This is a genomic window from Glaciihabitans sp. UYNi722, from assembly GCF_040549465.1.
Taxonomy (GTDB): Bacteria; Actinomycetota; Actinomycetes; order Actinomycetales; family Microbacteriaceae; genus Lacisediminihabitans.
The window spans coordinates 232,277-249,181 of the sequence record NZ_JBEPTL010000001.1; the positions used below are offsets into that span (position 1 = coordinate 232,277).

The 16,905-nt window shown below is 63.7% G+C and carries 10 protein-coding genes; all 10 read left to right on the top strand.

Annotation, left to right across the window (positions count from 1 at the left end; all coding sequences use genetic code 11):
- Positions 1-53: 53 nt before the first annotated feature.
- The 10 genes from ABIB56_RS01135 to gap all read left to right on the top strand — a co-directional run bounded on the left by ABIB56_RS01135 (position 54) and on the right by gap (position 16,895).
- Positions 54-1,565, top strand: a complete 1,512-nt coding sequence (locus ABIB56_RS01135; protein ID WP_502917526.1) for a cytochrome ubiquinol oxidase subunit I — start codon at positions 54-56, stop codon at positions 1,563-1,565.
- A gap of 16 nt (positions 1,566-1,581) precedes the next feature.
- Positions 1,582-2,613: a cytochrome d ubiquinol oxidase subunit II gene (cydB, locus tag ABIB56_RS01140; RefSeq protein WP_354566917.1), complete on the top strand. Its 1,032-nt coding sequence runs from the start codon at positions 1,582-1,584 to the stop codon at positions 2,611-2,613.
- Positions 2,610-5,957 carry a thiol reductant ABC exporter subunit CydC gene (gene cydC, locus ABIB56_RS01145; RefSeq protein WP_354566919.1) on the top strand — a complete coding sequence of 1,116 codons (3,348 nt, stop codon included), beginning with the start codon at positions 2,610-2,612 and terminating at the stop codon, positions 5,955-5,957. The genes cydB and cydC overlap by 4 nt, the downstream gene beginning before the upstream one ends.
- Before the next feature lie 9 nt (positions 5,958-5,966).
- Positions 5,967-8,048 carry an excinuclease ABC subunit UvrB gene (gene uvrB, locus ABIB56_RS01150; protein ID WP_354566921.1) on the top strand — a complete coding sequence of 694 codons (2,082 nt, stop codon included), beginning with the start codon at positions 5,967-5,969 and terminating at the stop codon, positions 8,046-8,048.
- A 127-nt stretch (positions 8,049-8,175) separates the two neighbouring features.
- Positions 8,176-11,118: an excinuclease ABC subunit UvrA gene (gene uvrA, locus ABIB56_RS01155; RefSeq protein ID WP_354566922.1), complete on the top strand. Its 2,943-nt coding sequence runs from the start codon at positions 8,176-8,178 to the stop codon at positions 11,116-11,118.
- 3 nt (positions 11,119-11,121) lie between these two features.
- Entirely contained in the window at positions 11,122-13,026 is a 1,905-nt protein-coding gene (uvrC, locus tag ABIB56_RS01160) for an excinuclease ABC subunit UvrC (RefSeq protein ID WP_354566924.1), read from the top strand.
- A 74-nt stretch (positions 13,027-13,100) separates the two neighbouring features.
- Positions 13,101-13,976 (top strand): RNase adapter RapZ, encoded by an 876-nt coding sequence (gene rapZ, locus ABIB56_RS01165; RefSeq protein WP_354566926.1) that lies wholly within the window; start codon positions 13,101-13,103, stop codon positions 13,974-13,976.
- 72 nt (positions 13,977-14,048) lie between these two features.
- Entirely contained in the window at positions 14,049-15,029 is a 981-nt protein-coding gene (gene whiA / locus ABIB56_RS01170; RefSeq protein WP_354566928.1) for a DNA-binding protein WhiA, read from the top strand.
- A 121-nt stretch (positions 15,030-15,150) separates the two neighbouring features.
- Positions 15,151-15,777: a superoxide dismutase gene (locus ABIB56_RS01175; protein WP_354566930.1), complete on the top strand. Its 627-nt coding sequence runs from the start codon at positions 15,151-15,153 to the stop codon at positions 15,775-15,777.
- A gap of 110 nt (positions 15,778-15,887) precedes the next feature.
- Complete coding sequence (gap, locus tag ABIB56_RS01180; RefSeq protein WP_354566932.1) at positions 15,888-16,895, top strand: type I glyceraldehyde-3-phosphate dehydrogenase; 1,008 nt, start codon at positions 15,888-15,890, stop codon at positions 16,893-16,895.
- Positions 16,896-16,905: the final 10 nt, after the last annotated feature.

Below are 16,905 nucleotides of genomic sequence, written 5' to 3' on the forward strand. Positions count from 1 at the left end.
CGCTCCTGATTGCACGCTGGCAGTTCGGAATCACCACGGTCTACCACTTCTGGATGGTGCCGCTCACCCTGGGTCTTGGCCCGATCGTCGCCGTCATGCAGATGATGTGGCATCGCACCGGCAATGAGCGTTACTACCGCATGGTGAAGTTCTGGGGAAAGCTCTACCTGATCAACTTCATCATGGGCGTGGCCACCGGTCTCGTGCAGGAGTTCCAATTCGGTCTGGCCTGGAGTGAATACTCCCGGTTCGTCGGTGACGTCTTCGGGGCTCCGCTGGCGATGGAGGCGCTGCTCGCCTTCTTCGTCGAATCCACCTTCCTCGGGCTCTGGATCTTCGGCTGGAACAAGCTGCCCAAAGCCATCCACCTCGCCTGCCTGTGGATAGCGGTGGCCGGGTCAGTGGTGTCGGCCTATTTCATCATCGTCGCGAATTCGTGGATGCAGCATCCGGTGGGCGTCGACCTCGTCAACGGGCGGCCGGTGATGGCTGACGTCGTCGCCGTTTTCACCAATAACACAGCGATCTCGGCGTTCACCCACGCGATCTTCGGATCCTTAGGGGTCGGTGGCGCCTTCCTGCTCGGCATCGCCTGGTACCAGCTCTGGCAGCGCCGCCGCGACGGCATCGACGCTGTAGGGCCCGACAAGCGGGTGATCGTGGGCGAAGCCTCTGGCATTCCCGGTCGCGACAAGGCTGACCACGGTGTCTGGCTGATGTCGCTGCGCATCGGAGCCGTCGTGGCCATGGTGGCTTTCGCCGGTGTCGCGATCAGCGGTGATGCGCAGGGCAAACTCATGTTCGAGCAGCAGCCGCTCAAGATGGCCGCGGCTGAGGGCGCATGCCACAACGGCACCAGTTTCTCCGTGCTCTCCGTCGGCAAGCTCGGCTCCAAAAACTGTGATGACGTCACCCCGGTCATCGAGATCCCCGGGCTGCTGTCATTCCTGGCGCATGGCGACTTCACGACCGACATCCAGGGCATCAACCAGCTGATCCCGCAGTACCAGGAGAAATACGGCACCACGCTTCCCGACGACCCGAAGTACGGGGCCCGCGCAGGCGAGACCATCGACTACCTGCCCGTGATGGAAGTGACGTACTGGGGTTTCCGGCTGATGATCGGTTTCGGTGGCGTCGCCGCATTCGCCGCCTTCGTGGCGCTCTGGCTGACCAGACGCGGAACCGTACCGCGCCCGCGCTGGCTCATGCAGCTTGCCGTGGTGGGCATCCTCGCCCCATTCGCGGCGAACTCCGCGGGCTGGATCTTCACCGAAATGGGGCGGCAACCCTTCGTCGTGGCACCGAATCCGAGCGGGGTCGATGGTGTCTTCATGTTCACTGCGGCAGCCGTCTCACCCGGGGTGAGTTTCGGCGAGATTCTGTTCTCGGTCGTGAGCCTCACCCTCATCTACGCGGTACTGATGGTCTTCGAACTGCGGCTCCTGGTGCGCTACGTGCGCGGAGGAGTTGCCAGTGCCATCCCCGAACTCGACAAGCGCGACCATCCGGACGAGTCGGATGACGGACCACGCCCCGACGACGTGCTCGCCTTCGCCTACTGAAACCGAGGTATCGATGATGGATCTTCTTCCCACTCTCTGGTTCGCGATCATCGCCGTGCTCTGGACCGGCTACCTCTTCCTGGAGGGATTCGACCTCGGCGTCGGCATGCACCTACTGTTCTCAACACGCAATGAGAACCAGCGGCGCGTGATGCTCAACGCGATCGGCCCGGTCTGGGACGGTAACGAGGTCTGGCTGGTGACCGCAGCTGGCGCGACCTTCGCGGCCTTCCCGATCTGGTACGCCTCGCTTTTCTCGGCGCTGTACCTGCCCCTGATATTCGTACTGCTCGGACTGATCTTTCGCGCCGTCGCCATCGAGTACCGCGGCAAGGGCAAGTCGATGAGGTGGGCACGCGGCTGGGATATCGCACTGGGTCTCGGCTCGCTGGTGACCGCCTTTGGCATCGGTGCCGCCCTTGCCCTGACCACGACGGGGCTGCCGATCAACGCGAACGGTGACAGGGTGGGCGGAGCATTCGCCTGGTTCAGTGGTTACGCCCTTATCGGCGGCCTCGCGGTCGTCGGATTCGCGCTCGTTCACGCAGCCGCCTTCCTGGCTCTGAAAACGGATGGCGACGTACGTCACGCAGCTAACGCTTTCGCCCGCCGTGTGGCTCCGATCGCACTGCTGCCGCTTCTGATCTGGATGGTCTCGCTCCAGGTGACACGCGGCACCGCTCTCACCTGGACCATCGCGGTCGTGGCAGTCGTGGCAGCCGTCTGGGCCTCGATCGCCAACCGCAATCGCCAGGAGGGCTGGTCATTCATCGGTTTCGGGGTCTTCCTCGCCGCCAGCATCGCATCCATCTTCATCGCGAGCTACCCAGTGGTGCTGCCGTCGACCATCGATCACGCCTTCGATCTGACAGTCTCGAACGCGTCCTCGTCGCCCTACACCCTCGGGGTGATGTCGGTCGTGGCCTGTTTCGGCATCCCCCTGGTACTCGCGTACCAGGGCTGGACCTATTGGGTCTTCCGCAAACGGGTCAGCGGCAGCCACATTCCGGAAGCACGCCCGGTTGAGCCCGCGGTGCGCCGATCATGAGTACGTCCCCTGTCGCAGGTATCTCCGTCATGGAGCGGCCGACCCTCTATCTGCTTGGGCTCCTGAGCGGGCTGAAAGCCGTGGCCATCATCGGCCTGGCCACCGCGCTGTCGACGGGGATCGTGACAGTTATCGATGGACATGGTGATCTGCTGCCCATCGTGGGCATCGGCGTTGGCTCGGGGATGCTGCGGTCGCTGGTGACCTGGGGTCATCGTGTCGTAGCGACGAGAGCACTTCTCGGCAGCAAAGAACGGCTGCGCGCTGAGCTGGCCGAACGCGTCGTGGAGAACGGCGTGCAGCCGGGTTCGGTGGCGACCCTGGCCACCCAGGGGCTCGACGAACTCGACAAGTACTTCACCGTCTTCCTCCCCGCGCTTGTCACGGCCGGTACCGTGCCGCTCCTCGTCGGCGCCCGCATCCTGTTCGCCGACTGGGTGAGCGCGCTGATCATCGTGCTGACGGTACCGCTGATCCCCGTCTTCATGGCCCTGATCGGTCTGCACACCCAGGAACGCGTTGCCGAAGCGACGACTGCCCTCAATCGGCTCTCCGATCATCTCGTCGAACTGGCGCGAGGGCTGCCGGTACTGGTCGGCCTGGGCCGAGCCACAGAGCAGGTGACTGCGCTCCGTAAGATCTCGGAGAGCCACCGGATGAAGACAATCCAGACTCTGCGCACGGCGTTCCTCTCCGCGCTCGCCCTGGAACTCATCGCCACCATCTCCGTCGCGGTCGTCGCGGTCTTCATCGGTGTCCGACTCGTCGCGGGGGACCTCTCACTCGAGGTGGGGCTGCTCGTGCTCATCCTCGCGCCCGAGTGCATGACGCCCTTCCGGGAGATCGGCACAGCCTTCCATGCCTCACAAAACGGCAAAGAGGCGATTGCGCGCACCCGAGCCATTCTCGACGCGGCTCGACCAGCCAGCATCGTCGAAGCCGGTATCGGTCCTGTGACGGTGGTCGGCCTGAGCGTCCGGTACACCGATAGGAGTGCGAACAGCCTGAGCTGCCTCGGTTTCCAGGCCCTACCTGGGGAGATCACAGTGCTCGATGGGCGCAGCGGCACCGGAAAATCCACGGTCTTCCGGGTACTGGCCGGGCGGCTGGTCACCGGCGAGGGCGTCACCGTCGACGGGCGGGTGAGCGGAATCGAGAGCGGGCGGATGGCGTGGCTGCCTCAGCATCCGCACACCGTGGCCGATACGGTGCTCGACGAGCTGCTGCTCTACGGCGCTGACAACTCAGCTGCGGACAACTCGGCTGCCGCCGACTCCGCTGCCCTGGCGCTGGACGTCCTCGAACGTCTCGGACTCGCGCACCTCGCGGATGTTTCACCCAGCCTGGTCAGTCCAGGCGAGCTTCGACGGCTGGCCTTCGGCCGCGTGCTCATGCGCGTCGCGGACGGTGCCAATGTCGTCCTCCTCGACGAGCCAACCTCGCAGTTGGACCGGGGAAGCGCCCGCGCGGTGATCGACGAGATGGTGGCGATGAAACCCTGGGTCGCCGTGATCGTCGCCTCGCACGACCCAGCGGTGCGAGCGTTGGCGGACCGGCGAGTGATCCTGTCGAAGGTTCGCACCGAATCTCCGATATCGGTGGCGCACCCCTCAGCGATGCCGTCGCGCGCGCGACGGTCCCCGGCGAACGTCGGCGGCTCGCGTCCCCTTCGGGAACTGGCGGTATTCCTCCGCCCGGTCGCTGGTCGGCTCATCGGAACCATCGTCCTCGGTACCCTGGCGGCGCTGTTCGCACTGGCGCTCATCGCGCTGTCCGGCTGGCTCATCGTACGGGCGAGCGAACATCCACCGATCATGTACCTGCTCGTCGCCATCGTCGGGGTGCGGTTCTTTGGCATCGGAAGGGCGGTTCTGCGCTACTCGGAACGGCTGCTCGGTCACAGCGCAGTTTTCAGGGCGCTCACCGAACTGCGGATGCGGCTCTGGTCGAGCCTGGCGACCAAGGGTTTTGCACGCCGCGACCTCCTCACCGGTGGCAGCACGCTCGACCGCCTGGTGCGCGATGTCGACCAGGTTCGAGACCTGGCGATCCGCGTGGTGCTACCACTCTCCGTCGGCGTGACGACCCTCGTCGTCACGATCGCAGCCCTGGGATCCCTCGCTCCGGCCGCGCTCCCTCTGCTGGTCATCCTCGGAGTCGCCGCAGGAGTCGTTGCTCCGCTGGCGGCGCTCTGGGCCGATCGTCGCGCCTCACGTGGCCAGCAGTTCCTCAAATCGACAGTTCTCCGACGGTTCGCCGCAATGCTCGGTGCCGCCGACGAACTGCGTGCAAACGGCGTCGACGGGCGCATCCGCCGTGAACTTGGCGACCTTGATCGCGCCGCCGGAGTTTCGGCTAAGCGGAGCGCGAGTGCCCTGGGGCTGGGAGGTGCGATCGTGGTCGCCGTCTGTGCTCTCAGCGCGATTCTCATGCTGCCGCTGCTTGCTTCCGCAGGGAACATCGCCCCCGGACTCGTCGCCGTCCTCGCTCTTGTGCCACTCGGCCTCATCGATCCGCTGATGGACTTCGTGGGCGCTGTGCAGCTCGCGCCTGCGCTGCGCGAAGTTCTCACGCGAGTGTCGCGGACCACGGCGGTGGACGGGACAGAGCCTCGACCCGCGTTCCCCGAGCAGTCCATCGAACGGCTCGGCTTGGAAGGACTCGCCGCACGATGGACGCCGTCAGGTGAACCGGTATTCGAGGCCGTGAACGCGGTGGTACAGCGCGGCGAATGGCTGATCGTGACCGGACCCTCTGGTTCTGGTAAGTCGACCATGCTCGCTCTTCTTCTCGGTCGGCTCGATCCAATGGCTGGCCACTACCTCGTCAACGGTCAGGACACCGCAGGCCTCGACCTCAGTTCGTCGGCACGGCGATTCGGCTGGTGCCCGCAGGAGGGCCATCTCTTCGACTCGACGATGCGTGCCAACCTCCTTCTCGCGCGCTCCAGGGCCGAAGCACCGGATGACGCGGAAATGACGGCGGTGCTCGAACAGGTAGGCCTCGGTGCGCTTCTCGACCGACTACCGGCCGGACTCGACACGCTCGTCGGCGCCGAAGCCGGGCACCTCTCCGGCGGCGAACGGCAGCGCGTTGCCGTCGCCCGCACGCTGCTTACCGGGGCGGACGTCATCCTCATCGACGAACCGACAGCGCACCTGGACGAGGAGTCGGCTGCGTCCCTCATGACCGACCTGCGGATCGCCCTCGCAGACCGGATAACGGTGCTTGTGACCCACAGTCAGCACGGCCTTCGCCCTGACGACATCCGGATCGATCTCGGCGGCGCATGGCAGGTTATGCCGATGGCACAATCCGGGCTCGTTGTCAGTGGTGCTGCCTAAGCTTGGAGGATGGAACCGACACGCTCTGTGCGCCCTTTCGAGGTCATCAGCGAGTACACACCGAGTGGTGATCAGCCCGCCGCGATCGCCGAGTTGACGGCACGCATCAATGCCGGTGAGACAGATGTCGTACTGCTCGGCGCTACCGGTACCGGCAAGTCCGCGACGACCGCATGGCTGATCGAGCAGGTGCAGCGTCCGACGCTGGTGCTCGCGCACAACAAGACGCTCGCAGCCCAACTCGCCAACGAGTTCCGCGAGTTGATGCCGAACAACGCCGTCGAGTACTTCGTCTCCTACTACGACTACTACCAGCCTGAGGCCTACGTTCCGCAGACCGATACCTTCATCGAGAAGGACTCGTCGATCAACTCCGAGGTCGAGCGTCTGCGGCACTCCACCACCAACTCATTGCTGAGCCGGCGCGACGTGATCGTGGTGTCGACGGTGTCTTGCATCTACGGTCTCGGCAGTTCAGAGGAATACCTCGATGCCATGATCGCTCTCCAGGTCGGTATGAAGATCAATCGCGAGACGCTGATCCGCAAGTTCGTCTCGATGCAGTATCAGCGCAACGACGTGGATTTCTCGCGCGGAAACTTCCGCGTGCGGGGCGACACCATCGAGATCATTCCGATGTACGAAGAGCTAGCCATTCGCATCGAGATGTTCGGTGACGAGATCGAGGGCCTGTACAGCTTGCACCCGCTCACCGGTGACGTTGTCAAGAAGATGGATTCCGTATCGGTCTTCCCCGGCTCGCACTACGTCGCGGGCACCGAACGCATGCAGGCCGCCATTAAAACCATCAAGGTGGAGCTTGCTGAGCGGCTCGAGCAGCTCGAGCGCGAAGGCAAGCTGCTTGAAGCCCAGCGCCTGCGCATGCGCACCACCTTTGACCTCGAGATGATGGAGCAGATCGGATTCTGTAGTGGCATCGAGAACTACTCGCGGCATATCGACCAGCGCCAGGCGGGGGAAGCTCCGCACTGCCTGATCGACTACTTCCCCGATGACTTCCTCGTCGTGATCGACGAATCGCACGTCACGGTGCCGCAGATCGGTGCCATGTACGAGGGCGACTCGTCGCGCAAGCGCACCCTGGTGGAACACGGGTTCCGGCTGCCGAGCGCCCTCGACAATCGTCCGCTCAAGTGGAACGAGTTCCTCGACCGTGTGGGCCAGAAGGTCTACCTGTCGGCTACGCCAGGCAAATACGAGATGGGCATCACCGACAGCGTGGTCGAACAGATCATCCGCCCGACCGGCCTGATCGACCCGGAGATCGTCGTCAAGCCGTCCAAAGGACAGATCGACGACCTCCTCGAGGAGATCCGCAAGCGCGTGGCGATCAACGAACGCGTGCTGGTGACCACTCTCACGAAGAAGATGGCGGAGGAGCTCACCGAATTCCTCGGCGAGGCCGGCGTTCGCGTGAGATATCTGCACTCCGACGTCGACACCCTGAGGCGGGTCGAACTGCTCACCGAGCTGCGGCAGGGCGTCTACGACGTGCTGGTGGGCATCAACCTGTTGCGCGAAGGCCTCGACCTGCCTGAGGTGTCACTCGTCGCGATCCTGGATGCCGATAAGGAAGGCTTCCTGCGCTCGTCAACATCTCTCATCCAGACCATCGGTCGTGCCGCACGAAATGTCTCGGGCGCGGTGCACATGTACGCCGATGTCATGACCGATTCGATGAAACAGGCGATCGGCGAAACCACCAGGCGACGCGCGAAGCAGGTGGCCTACAACCTGGAGCGAGGTGTCGATCCGCAGCCGCTGCGGAAGAAGATCGCCGATATCACCGACCAGCTCAACCGTGAGGATGCCGATACCGCGGCGCTGCTTGGTTCTCTTAACGGTGGCCGCGAAGGTCGTAAACGATCGCCAACACCGAACCTCAAGCAACACGGCGGCCTCGCGGCTAGCGGTGCGAACGACTTGGAGACGATCATCCGCGACCTGAACGACCAGATGCTGCAGGCTGCCGGCGAATTGAAGTTCGAGCTGGCCGGGCGCCTGCGCGACGAGGTCGCCGACCTCAAGAAGGAACTGCGGCAGATGGAAGCGGCCGGCCACCTCAGCTGATCGAGAGCTCCGATGCCGCGTGATCGTGCAAATGCCATGCCAGGCCTTGGCCGCTCTCGCTTCGTCGTTCGCTCAGGGCATCGGCTGCGGAACCGAGAGTGTCGGTGGCACTGCGTAGACTTCTGGAGTGTCAATTACCCCAGTAGAGTCCGGCTCAAAACTGAGCGTCCACGGCGCACGAGTGCACAATCTCAAGGGTGTCGACCTCGAAATCCCGCGTGATTCGCTTGTCGTTTTCACCGGCCTTTCCGGCTCCGGAAAATCTTCGCTCGCCTTCGACACGATCTTCGCCGAGGGCCAGCGTCGTTACGTCGAATCTCTCTCCGCCTATGCCCGCCAGTTTCTCGGGCAGGTCGACCGGCCCGATGTCGACTTCATCGACGGTCTGAGTCCGGCCGTGTCGATCGACCAGAAGTCGACCAACCGCAACCCTCGTTCGACTGTCGGCACGATCACCGAGATCTACGACTACATGCGGCTGCTCTGGGCACGCATCGGAATCCCGCACTGCGCCATCTGCGGTGAGCCGATCGAGCGACAGACCGTGCAGCAGATCGCGGACCAGCTGATGACGCTCGAAGCCGGCGTGCGCTACCAGATTGTCAGCCCTGTCATCTCGCAGAAGAAGGGTGAGTTTGTCGACCTCTTCAAGGAGCTCGCCGCCAGCGGCTACTCGCGCGCCATCGTCGACGGGGAGCAGATCCAGCTCAGCGAGCCGCCCATCCTGAAGAAGCAGATCAAACACGACATCTCCGTGGTCGTCGACCGCTTGGTTGCTGCAGACGACATCCTCACCCGCCTCACCGACTCGCTCGAGACGGCCCTGCGCCTCACCGACGGTCTGGTCAGCATCAACTACGTCGACGAGACCGGCGACAGGGCGTGGCGCAACTTCTCCGAGAAGCTGTCCTGCCCCAACGGGCATCCGGTGCAGCTCACCGAGATCGAGCCGCGCACCTTCTCCTTCAACGCACCGTTCGGCGCCTGTCCAGAGTGTTCGGGCCTCGGCACCAAGATGTCGGTGGACTCCGAGTTGCTGCTCGGCGACCCAGAACTGAGCCTGGCTGACGGCGTCATCCTGCCGTGGACCCAGTCTGGCAAAGGGCTGTTCAACTACTTCCAGCGCCTGCTCGAGGGGCTAGCCCACGATCTCGACTTCTCTCTCACGACACCGTGGCGCGGCCTCTCCGACGAGGTCAGGAACGCCATCCTCAAGGGCAACGACTTCCAGGTGACGGTCAAGTGGAAGAACCGCTTCGGTCGTGAGATGAAGTACTCAACGGGTTTCGAGGGCGTCATGCCCTACATCGAGCGCAAGTTCCTCGAGGCCGAGACAGATTCGGCACGCCAGCGTTACGCTGCCTACCTGCGCGAGATCAACTGCCCGGTCTGCGACGGCAAGCGCCTGAAGCCCGAGGTGCTCGCGGTCACCGTCCACGACCACAACATTGCGGATGTCTCCGAGCTCAGCCTCGTCGACGCCTACGAGTTCATGAACCTCCTCGAGCTGTCAGAGCGTGAGGCGAAGATCGCCGCACAGGTGCTCCGTGAGATCCGTCTCCGGCTGGAATTCCTCATCGAAGTGGGGCTCAGCTACCTCAACCTGGCGCGCTCGGCCGGTTCGCTCTCCGGCGGAGAGGCCCAGCGCATCCGTCTGGCCACCCAGATCGGCTCCGGGCTCACCGGGGTGCTCTACGTGCTCGACGAGCCGAGCATCGGTCTTCATCAGCGCGACAACCGCCGGCTGATCGAGACGCTTGTCAAGCTCAAGAACCTCGGCAATACGCTGATCGTCGTCGAACACGACGAAGACACCATCCGCACGGCCGACTGGATCGTCGACATCGGACCGGGTGCCGGGGAGCACGGAGGCGAGGTGGTGCACTCTGGCTCCTATGAGAACCTGCTGGCCAACACGCGGTCGATGACGGGGGATTACCTGTCCGGTCGGCGTTCGATCGATACCCCGACCACCCGGCGTCCCATCGACCAGAAGCGCAAGCTCATCGTCGAGGGAGCGCGGGCCAACAACCTACGAAATGTCACGGTCGAATTCCCGCTTGGCACTTTCACCGCGGTCACCGGCGTGAGCGGTTCCGGCAAGTCCTCGCTCATCAACGACATCCTCTATAAGGTTCTCGCCAACGAACTGAACGGTGCGCGCCAGATTCCCGGGAAGCACACCAGGGTCACCGGCCTCGACAACCTCGACAAGGTCGTGCACGTCGACCAGGCTCCGATCGGCCGCACCCCGCGGTCGAATCCGGCCACCTACACCGGCGTCTTCGACAAGATCCGCAACCTCTTCGCCGAAACCGTCGAGGCGAAGTCGCGCGGCTACCTGCCTGGCAGATTCAGCTTCAATGTCAAGGGAGGTCGCTGCGAGAACTGCTCGGGCGACGGCACGATCAAGATCGAGATGAACTTCCTACCCGACGTCTACGTCGTCTGCGAGGTCTGCAACGGCGCCCGGTACAACCGCGAGACGCTCGGTGTGCACTACAAGGGCAAGAACATCGCGGAGGTGCTCGACATGCCGATCAGTGAGGCCGCGGAGTTCTTCGAGGCGATCTCGTCGATCAGCCGATTCCTCAACACGCTGGTCGATGTCGGGCTGGGTTACGTGAGACTCGGCCAGAGTGCAACGACACTCTCCGGGGGAGAGGCGCAGCGCGTCAAGCTCGCCACCGAACTGCAGAAGCGCTCGATGGGTCGCAGCATCTATGTGCTCGACGAGCCGACGACAGGGCTCCACTTCGAAGACGTGCGCAAACTCCTGCTCGTGCTCAACGGTCTGGTCGACAAGGGCAATACTGTCATCGTGATCGAGCACAACCTCGACGTGATCAAGTCGGCTGACTGGCTGATCGATCTCGGACCAGAGGGTGGGGCGGGCGGTGGCAAGGTTCTCGCGGTCGGCACCCCGGAGTACCTCGCGACTGTCGAAGAAAGCCACACCGGTATCTTCCTGCGCGAGGTGTTGGGCGATACGAGCACCAACGTGAGCCCGATCACGACGAAGTCCGCCCGATCGAAGGCCAGGGGCGCCAAGGCTCTCGCAGCCGGCTAGCACATGGTCGACACCGTCAGTTGGCGCCCGAAGGCGGGCGAGATCCCCACCCAACCGGGCGTCTATCGCTTCAGGGATTCCGGGCAGCGCGTGCTCTACGTCGGCAAAGCGAAGAACCTGCGCGCACGGCTGAGCAACTACTTCGCGCCGCTGGCGAGCCTGCATGAGCGCACTCGTCGCATGGTGCTCAGTGCAGCGTCCGTCGAGTGGACGGTCGTCGGAACCGAGTTCGAGGCGCTCCAGCTGGAGTTCACCTGGATCAAGGAGTTCGATCCGCCATTCAACGTGCAGTTCAGGGACGATAAGTCCTATCCCTATCTGGCGATCACACTCGGTGATCCGGTGCCGCGGGTACTCGTGACGCGCAACCGCAATCTCAAGGGCGCGCGCTATTTCGGACCGTACACCAAGGTCTGGGCCATCCGCGAGACTGTCGATCTCATGCTCAAGGCCTTCCCGATGCGCAGCTGCTCCGACTCGACGTACAAGCGCGCGGAACAGACCGGCCGTCCATGCCTTCTCGGGGATATAGGCAAGTGTGCCGCGCCATGCGTCGGTCGAGTTACCAAGGAGGAACACAAGTCGATCGCCCTCGACTTTGCCTCCTTCATGGCTGGCAACGACTCGAAATACACTGCAGATGTGGCGCGCAAAATGAAAGCGGCGGCGGCGGCAATGGACTACGAGTCTGCCGCGAAGTTCCGCGACCAGTTGGCCGCCCTTGAGACCGCGCTCTCCAAGAACACCATCGTGCTCGCAGAAGACGTGGACGCCGACGTATTCGGCATCGCGCACGACGAGCTCGCGGCGGCGGTGCAGCAGTTCACGGTGCGCAGCGGCCGCATCCGTGGCGTGCGCAGCTGGGTTGTCGACAAGGAACTCGACCTGGAACTCGCCGAACTCGTCGAGACGGTCGTTCACAACGCCTATGACGACGAAGCTGCGCCCCCGCGGCAGATCGTGGTGCCTGAGCTTCCGGATGACGCGGCAGAACTCGAACTCTGGCTCACCTCCCTGCGCACCGACCGTCGCGCCGCAGGCAGGGTCGCGCTCAGGGTGGCGCAGCGCGGAGATCTCGCCGCCCTCGCCCAGACGGTGACCACCAACGCGAAGAACGCCCTCGTGCTCTACAAGACCAGGCGAAGTGGGGACTTCGTTGCGCGCTCGCAGGCGCTGGCCGACATCCAGGAGGCGCTGGGCATGGACGACGCCCCGCTGCGCATGGAGTGCTACGACGTCTCGCATCTGAGCGGCACCAACATCGTCGCCTCGATGGTCGTCTTCGAAGACGGGCTACCACGCAAAGACCAGTACCGCCGATTCAGCATCCCGAACTCCACCGATGACACCGAGTCGATCTATCAGACCATAAGTCGGCGGGTCGCCCACCTCGACGAGGACTCTTCGACAAGCTCAGGGCAAGCGAGCACGGACGCTGATCCTGTCGAAGCGCCTGCGGCCATGACCAGGAGATTCGCCTACCGCCCCAACCTACTGATCGTCGATGGCGGGCAACCGCAGGTGGCCGCCGCGGCGAGGGCCCTGGCCGACGCCGGAGTGACAGGTATCGCGCTGTGCGGCATCGCCAAGCGTCTCGAGGAGATCTGGCTTCCGGACTCCGACTACCCGGTCATCCTTCCGCGCAACAGCGACGCGCTCTTCCTCATCCAGCGGATTCGTGACGAAGCCCACCGCTTCGCCATCACCTACCAGCGTCAACGCCGCAAGAAAGACGTCACCTCGGTACTGGCCGAGATCCCCGGCCTCGGTCCGGCCCGCGTCAGGGAGCTGCTGCGTCATTTCGGTTCCGTCACCCAGCTCAGAGCTGCCGAGGTGGAAGCGATCGCCGAGGTGAAGGGCGTGGGAACCACCCTCGCGCAGTCGATCTTCGAGGGTCTGCGCGACTGAGCTATCGATAGGCTGGACCCAGGCAACCTCCGGATCGAATGAAGGCGGCACTACCGGCATGAGAACAAGACACCATGGCTGAAGACAGCTACAGCCAAGAGGTACTCATCGTGACCGGTATGTCCGGTGCCGGCAGGTCGACCGTCGGCAACGCCCTCGAAGACCTCGGCTGGTACGTCGTCGACAATCTGCCGCCCCAAATGCTGCGCCCCCTGGTCGAACTCGCGGGTCGCGCGGGCAACAACCTGCCGAAGATCGCAGCCATCGTCGATGTGCGCGGTGGCAGCCTCTTCGCCGATCTGCAGCAGTCCGTCGATTCGCTGCGCACCGGAACCCCCGTGCGCGTGCTCTTCCTCGAAGCTACGGATGCCGCGCTGGTCCGCCGTTTCGAGCAGGTGCGTCGCCCACATCCGCTGCAGGAAGACGGCACGCTCCTCGACGGCATCACCGCCGAGCGCCAGCGGATGCTGCCGATGCGCGAGTCGAGCGACATCATCATCGATACGTCAGATCTCAACATCCATCAGCTGGCGACCACCATTTCGGACACCTTTGCCAGCGAAGACACCCCCGGCGTCCAGGTGACCGTCCTGAGCTTCGGCTTCAAGTACGGCCTGCCTGCCGACGCCGACCTGGTCGCCGACATGCGCTTTTTGCCCAATCCGTTCTGGGTGCCAGAGCTTCGCGCCCTGAGCGGATTGGACCCCGCGGTGAGCGACTATGTGCTCGCGCAGGAAGGCGCCAAGGAGTTTGTCGAGGACTATGCCGTGGCCCTCAGCCCGGTGCTCGCCGGGTACCAGCGCGAAAACAAGAGACACGCTACGATCGCCATTGGATGCACCGGCGGCAAGCACCGTTCAGTCGCGGTGGCTGAGAAGCTGGCCGGCATATTGCGCAGCCAGCCGGGCGTCGTCGTCAGCGTGAAACATCGCGACCTCGGTCGCGAATAGCATTCCGTATCTCGATCGAATGCCATCGATGCGGTCTAACATTTCGTTGAACAGAACAGTAAGGAACCCGGATTGGCTCTCACCGCCGACGTCAAGGACGAACTCGCTCGCATCGACGTGAGCAAGACCACAGTGCGAGCGGCGGAACTGGCCACCATCCTCCGATTCTCCGGGGGACTGCATCTCATCTCCGGGCGGATCGCTGTGGAGTCCGAGCTCGACACGGCCCAACTCGCCAGGCGCGTGCGCAAAGATCTCGCTGAGCTTTACGGTGTGAAGAGCGAGATCTCGGTGATGTCCGCGTCAGGCCTGCGTCGCACAAGTCACTATCTCGTGCGCGTACTCGACGGGGGAGAGACCCTCGCTCGCCAGACAGGTCTCCTTGATGCCCGCCGCCGACCGATTCGCGGTCTCCCGAACAAGCTCACCACTGGCAGCAGGGAGGAGCTCGCAGCGGTCTGGCGCGGTGCCTTCCTCGCCCACGGCTCGCTTACCGACCCCGGTCGATCCGCTGCCCTCGAGATCACCTGTCCAGGCAACGAGTCGGCAATGGCGCTCGTCGGCGCAGCCGGTCGATTGAAGATCGCGGCCAAGGCGCGCGAGGTACGCGGTGTGCATCGGGTCGTCATCCGCGACGGCGAGGCGATCAGCGCGATGCTCGTGCACATGGGTGCACATTCGACAGTGCTCAACTGGGAAGAGTTGCGCCAGCGCCGAGAGGTACGCGCCACGGCCAATCGTCTCGTCAACTTCGATGACGCCAATCTCCGCCGCTCCGCGCAGGCCGCCGTGGCCGCCTGCGCGCGCGTCGAGCGTGCTCTGGAGATTCTGGAAGGGAACGTTCCAGAGCACCTGCGTTACGCCGGCGATCTCCGCCTGCGCTTCCGCGATTCCAGTCTCGACGAGCTCGGCCACCACGCCGATCCGCCGATGACGAAGGATGCCGTCGCTGGCCGCATCCGCCGCCTCCTCGCCATGGCCGACAAGCGCGCAGCCGAGCTCGGAATCCCGGGCACCGACGCCAATCTTCCACCCGACTACGAAGACGCCTGACACTGATTTCGAAGGCTGGGAAGCATCTGGGTGACAGCCGAGTTGACGCTACTAGACTGAAAATATCTCCCGGTTTTCACACCGATTGGTGGGCCGGACTCTACAACAAGGAGATCGAATCATGGCTGATTACACGCTGCCCGAACTGGGTTATGACTACGGAGCTCTCGCACCGAGTATCAGTGGTGCCATCATGGAACTTCACCACTCGAAGCATCACCAGGCCTATGTCACCGGCGCCAATGCGGCCCTCTCGCAGCTCGCCGAGGCGCGCGACAATGGCGACCTGACCTACGTGAACAAGCTGGAGAAAGACCTGGCGTTCAACCTCGGTGGCCACGTCAATCACTCGATCTTCTGGACCAATCTGTCCCCGGATGGTGGCGACAAGCCGACCGGAGAGCTCGCGTCCGCGATCGACGACAACTTCGGTTCCTTCGACAAGTTCACCGCCCACTTCACCGCCGCCGCACTCGGTGTGCAGGGTTCAGGTTGGGCCGCACTGGTCTGGGACTCGATCGGTCAGAAGCTGCTCGTCCAGCAGTTCTTCGACCAGCAGAGCAACTTCGCCGCTGGCACCGTGCCGGTACTGCTTCTGGATGTCTGGGAGCACGCGTACTACCTCGACTACAAGAATGTGCGTGCCGATTACGTGAAGGCTTTCTGGAACATCGCGAATTGGGCGAACGTTCAGAAGCGCTTCGAGGTCGCTCGCGAAAAGACCAACGGCCTGCTGGTACTGTCGTAGCGCCAGCTCATACCAGCGATGTGTGGCCGGGGTTCTGCCCTGGCCACACCGCGGTTTCAGCCGCCACCCCCACAAAGTAGCGCCTCGGCGCCTCAGCAACAGGAGTTCTCTTGACCGTCAAGATCGGTATCAATGGCTTTGGCCGCATTGGTCGCAATTACCTCCGCGCGGTTCTCGCGCAGGACGCTGACCTCGAGATCGTCGCCGTCAACGACCTGACCGATCCCAAGTCGCTCGCCCACCTGCTGAAGTACGACTCCGTAGCCGGACGCCTCGCAGAAGACGTCTCGGTCGATGGCGATTTCATCGTGGTTGCTGGCAAGCGCATCAAGGTGCTCGCCGAGCGCGATCCCGCCAACCTCGGATGGGGCGACCTCGGTGTCGACATCGTGATCGAATCCACCGGCCGTTTCACCAACGCCAAGGATGCGCAGAAGCACATCGACGCCGGCGCCAAGAAAGTTGTCATCTCCGCTCCAGCCACCGATGACGACGGAACTTTCGTCATGGGCGTCAACGAGGGCCTCTACGACCCCGCTACGCAGCACATCCTCTCCAACGCGTCATGCACCACGAACTGCTTGGCTCCACTGGTCAAGGTCTTCCTCGACAACTTCGGTATCGAGCGTGGCCTGATGACGACGGTGCACGCCTACACCGCCGACCAGAACCTGCAGGACGGCCCGCACAGCGACCCGCGTCGTGCCCGTGCCGCCGCGATCAACATCATCCCCACTTCGACAGGTGCCGCCAAGGCGCTTGGCCTCGTCGTGCCGGAGGTTCTCGGAAAGCTCGACGGCTACGCTCTTCGCGTTCCGGTGCCGACCGGTTCGATTACCGACCTCACCATCGAGGCCAGCCGCGACGTCACCGTCGCCGAGGTCAACGCTGCATTCAAGGCTGCTGCCGAGAGTGGATCGCTCGCCGGTTACCTCAGCTACACAGAGGATCCGATCGTCTCCAGCGACATCCAGGGTGACCCGCACTCCTGTATCTTCGACTCGGGTCTCACCAAGGTCATCGGTAACCAGGTGAAGATTGCCGGCTGGTATGACAACGAGTGGGGTTACTCCAACCGTCTCGTCGACTTCACCGAGTACGTCGCCGAGCGTCTCTAAACGGCGCACG

Excerpts from the sequence above, each read along its gene's own strand:
- ABIB56_RS01135 (WP_502917526.1), top strand. The coding sequence starts at position 54 with ATGGTGCCGCTCACCCTGGGTCTTGGCCCGATCGTCGCCGTCATGCAG.
- cydB (WP_354566917.1), top strand. The coding sequence starts at position 1,582 with ATGGATCTTCTTCCCACTCTCTGGTTCGCGATCATCGCCGTGCTCTGG.
- cydC (WP_354566919.1), top strand. The coding sequence starts at position 2,610 with ATGAGTACGTCCCCTGTCGCAGGTATCTCCGTCATGGAGCGGCCGACC.
- uvrB (WP_354566921.1), top strand. The coding sequence starts at position 5,967 with ATGGAACCGACACGCTCTGTGCGCCCTTTCGAGGTCATCAGCGAGTAC.
- uvrC (WP_354566924.1), top strand. The coding sequence starts at position 11,122 with ATGGTCGACACCGTCAGTTGGCGCCCGAAGGCGGGCGAGATCCCCACC.
- rapZ (WP_354566926.1), top strand. The coding sequence starts at position 13,101 with ATGGCTGAAGACAGCTACAGCCAAGAGGTACTCATCGTGACCGGTATG.
- ABIB56_RS01175 (WP_354566930.1), top strand. The coding sequence starts at position 15,151 with ATGGCTGATTACACGCTGCCCGAACTGGGTTATGACTACGGAGCTCTC.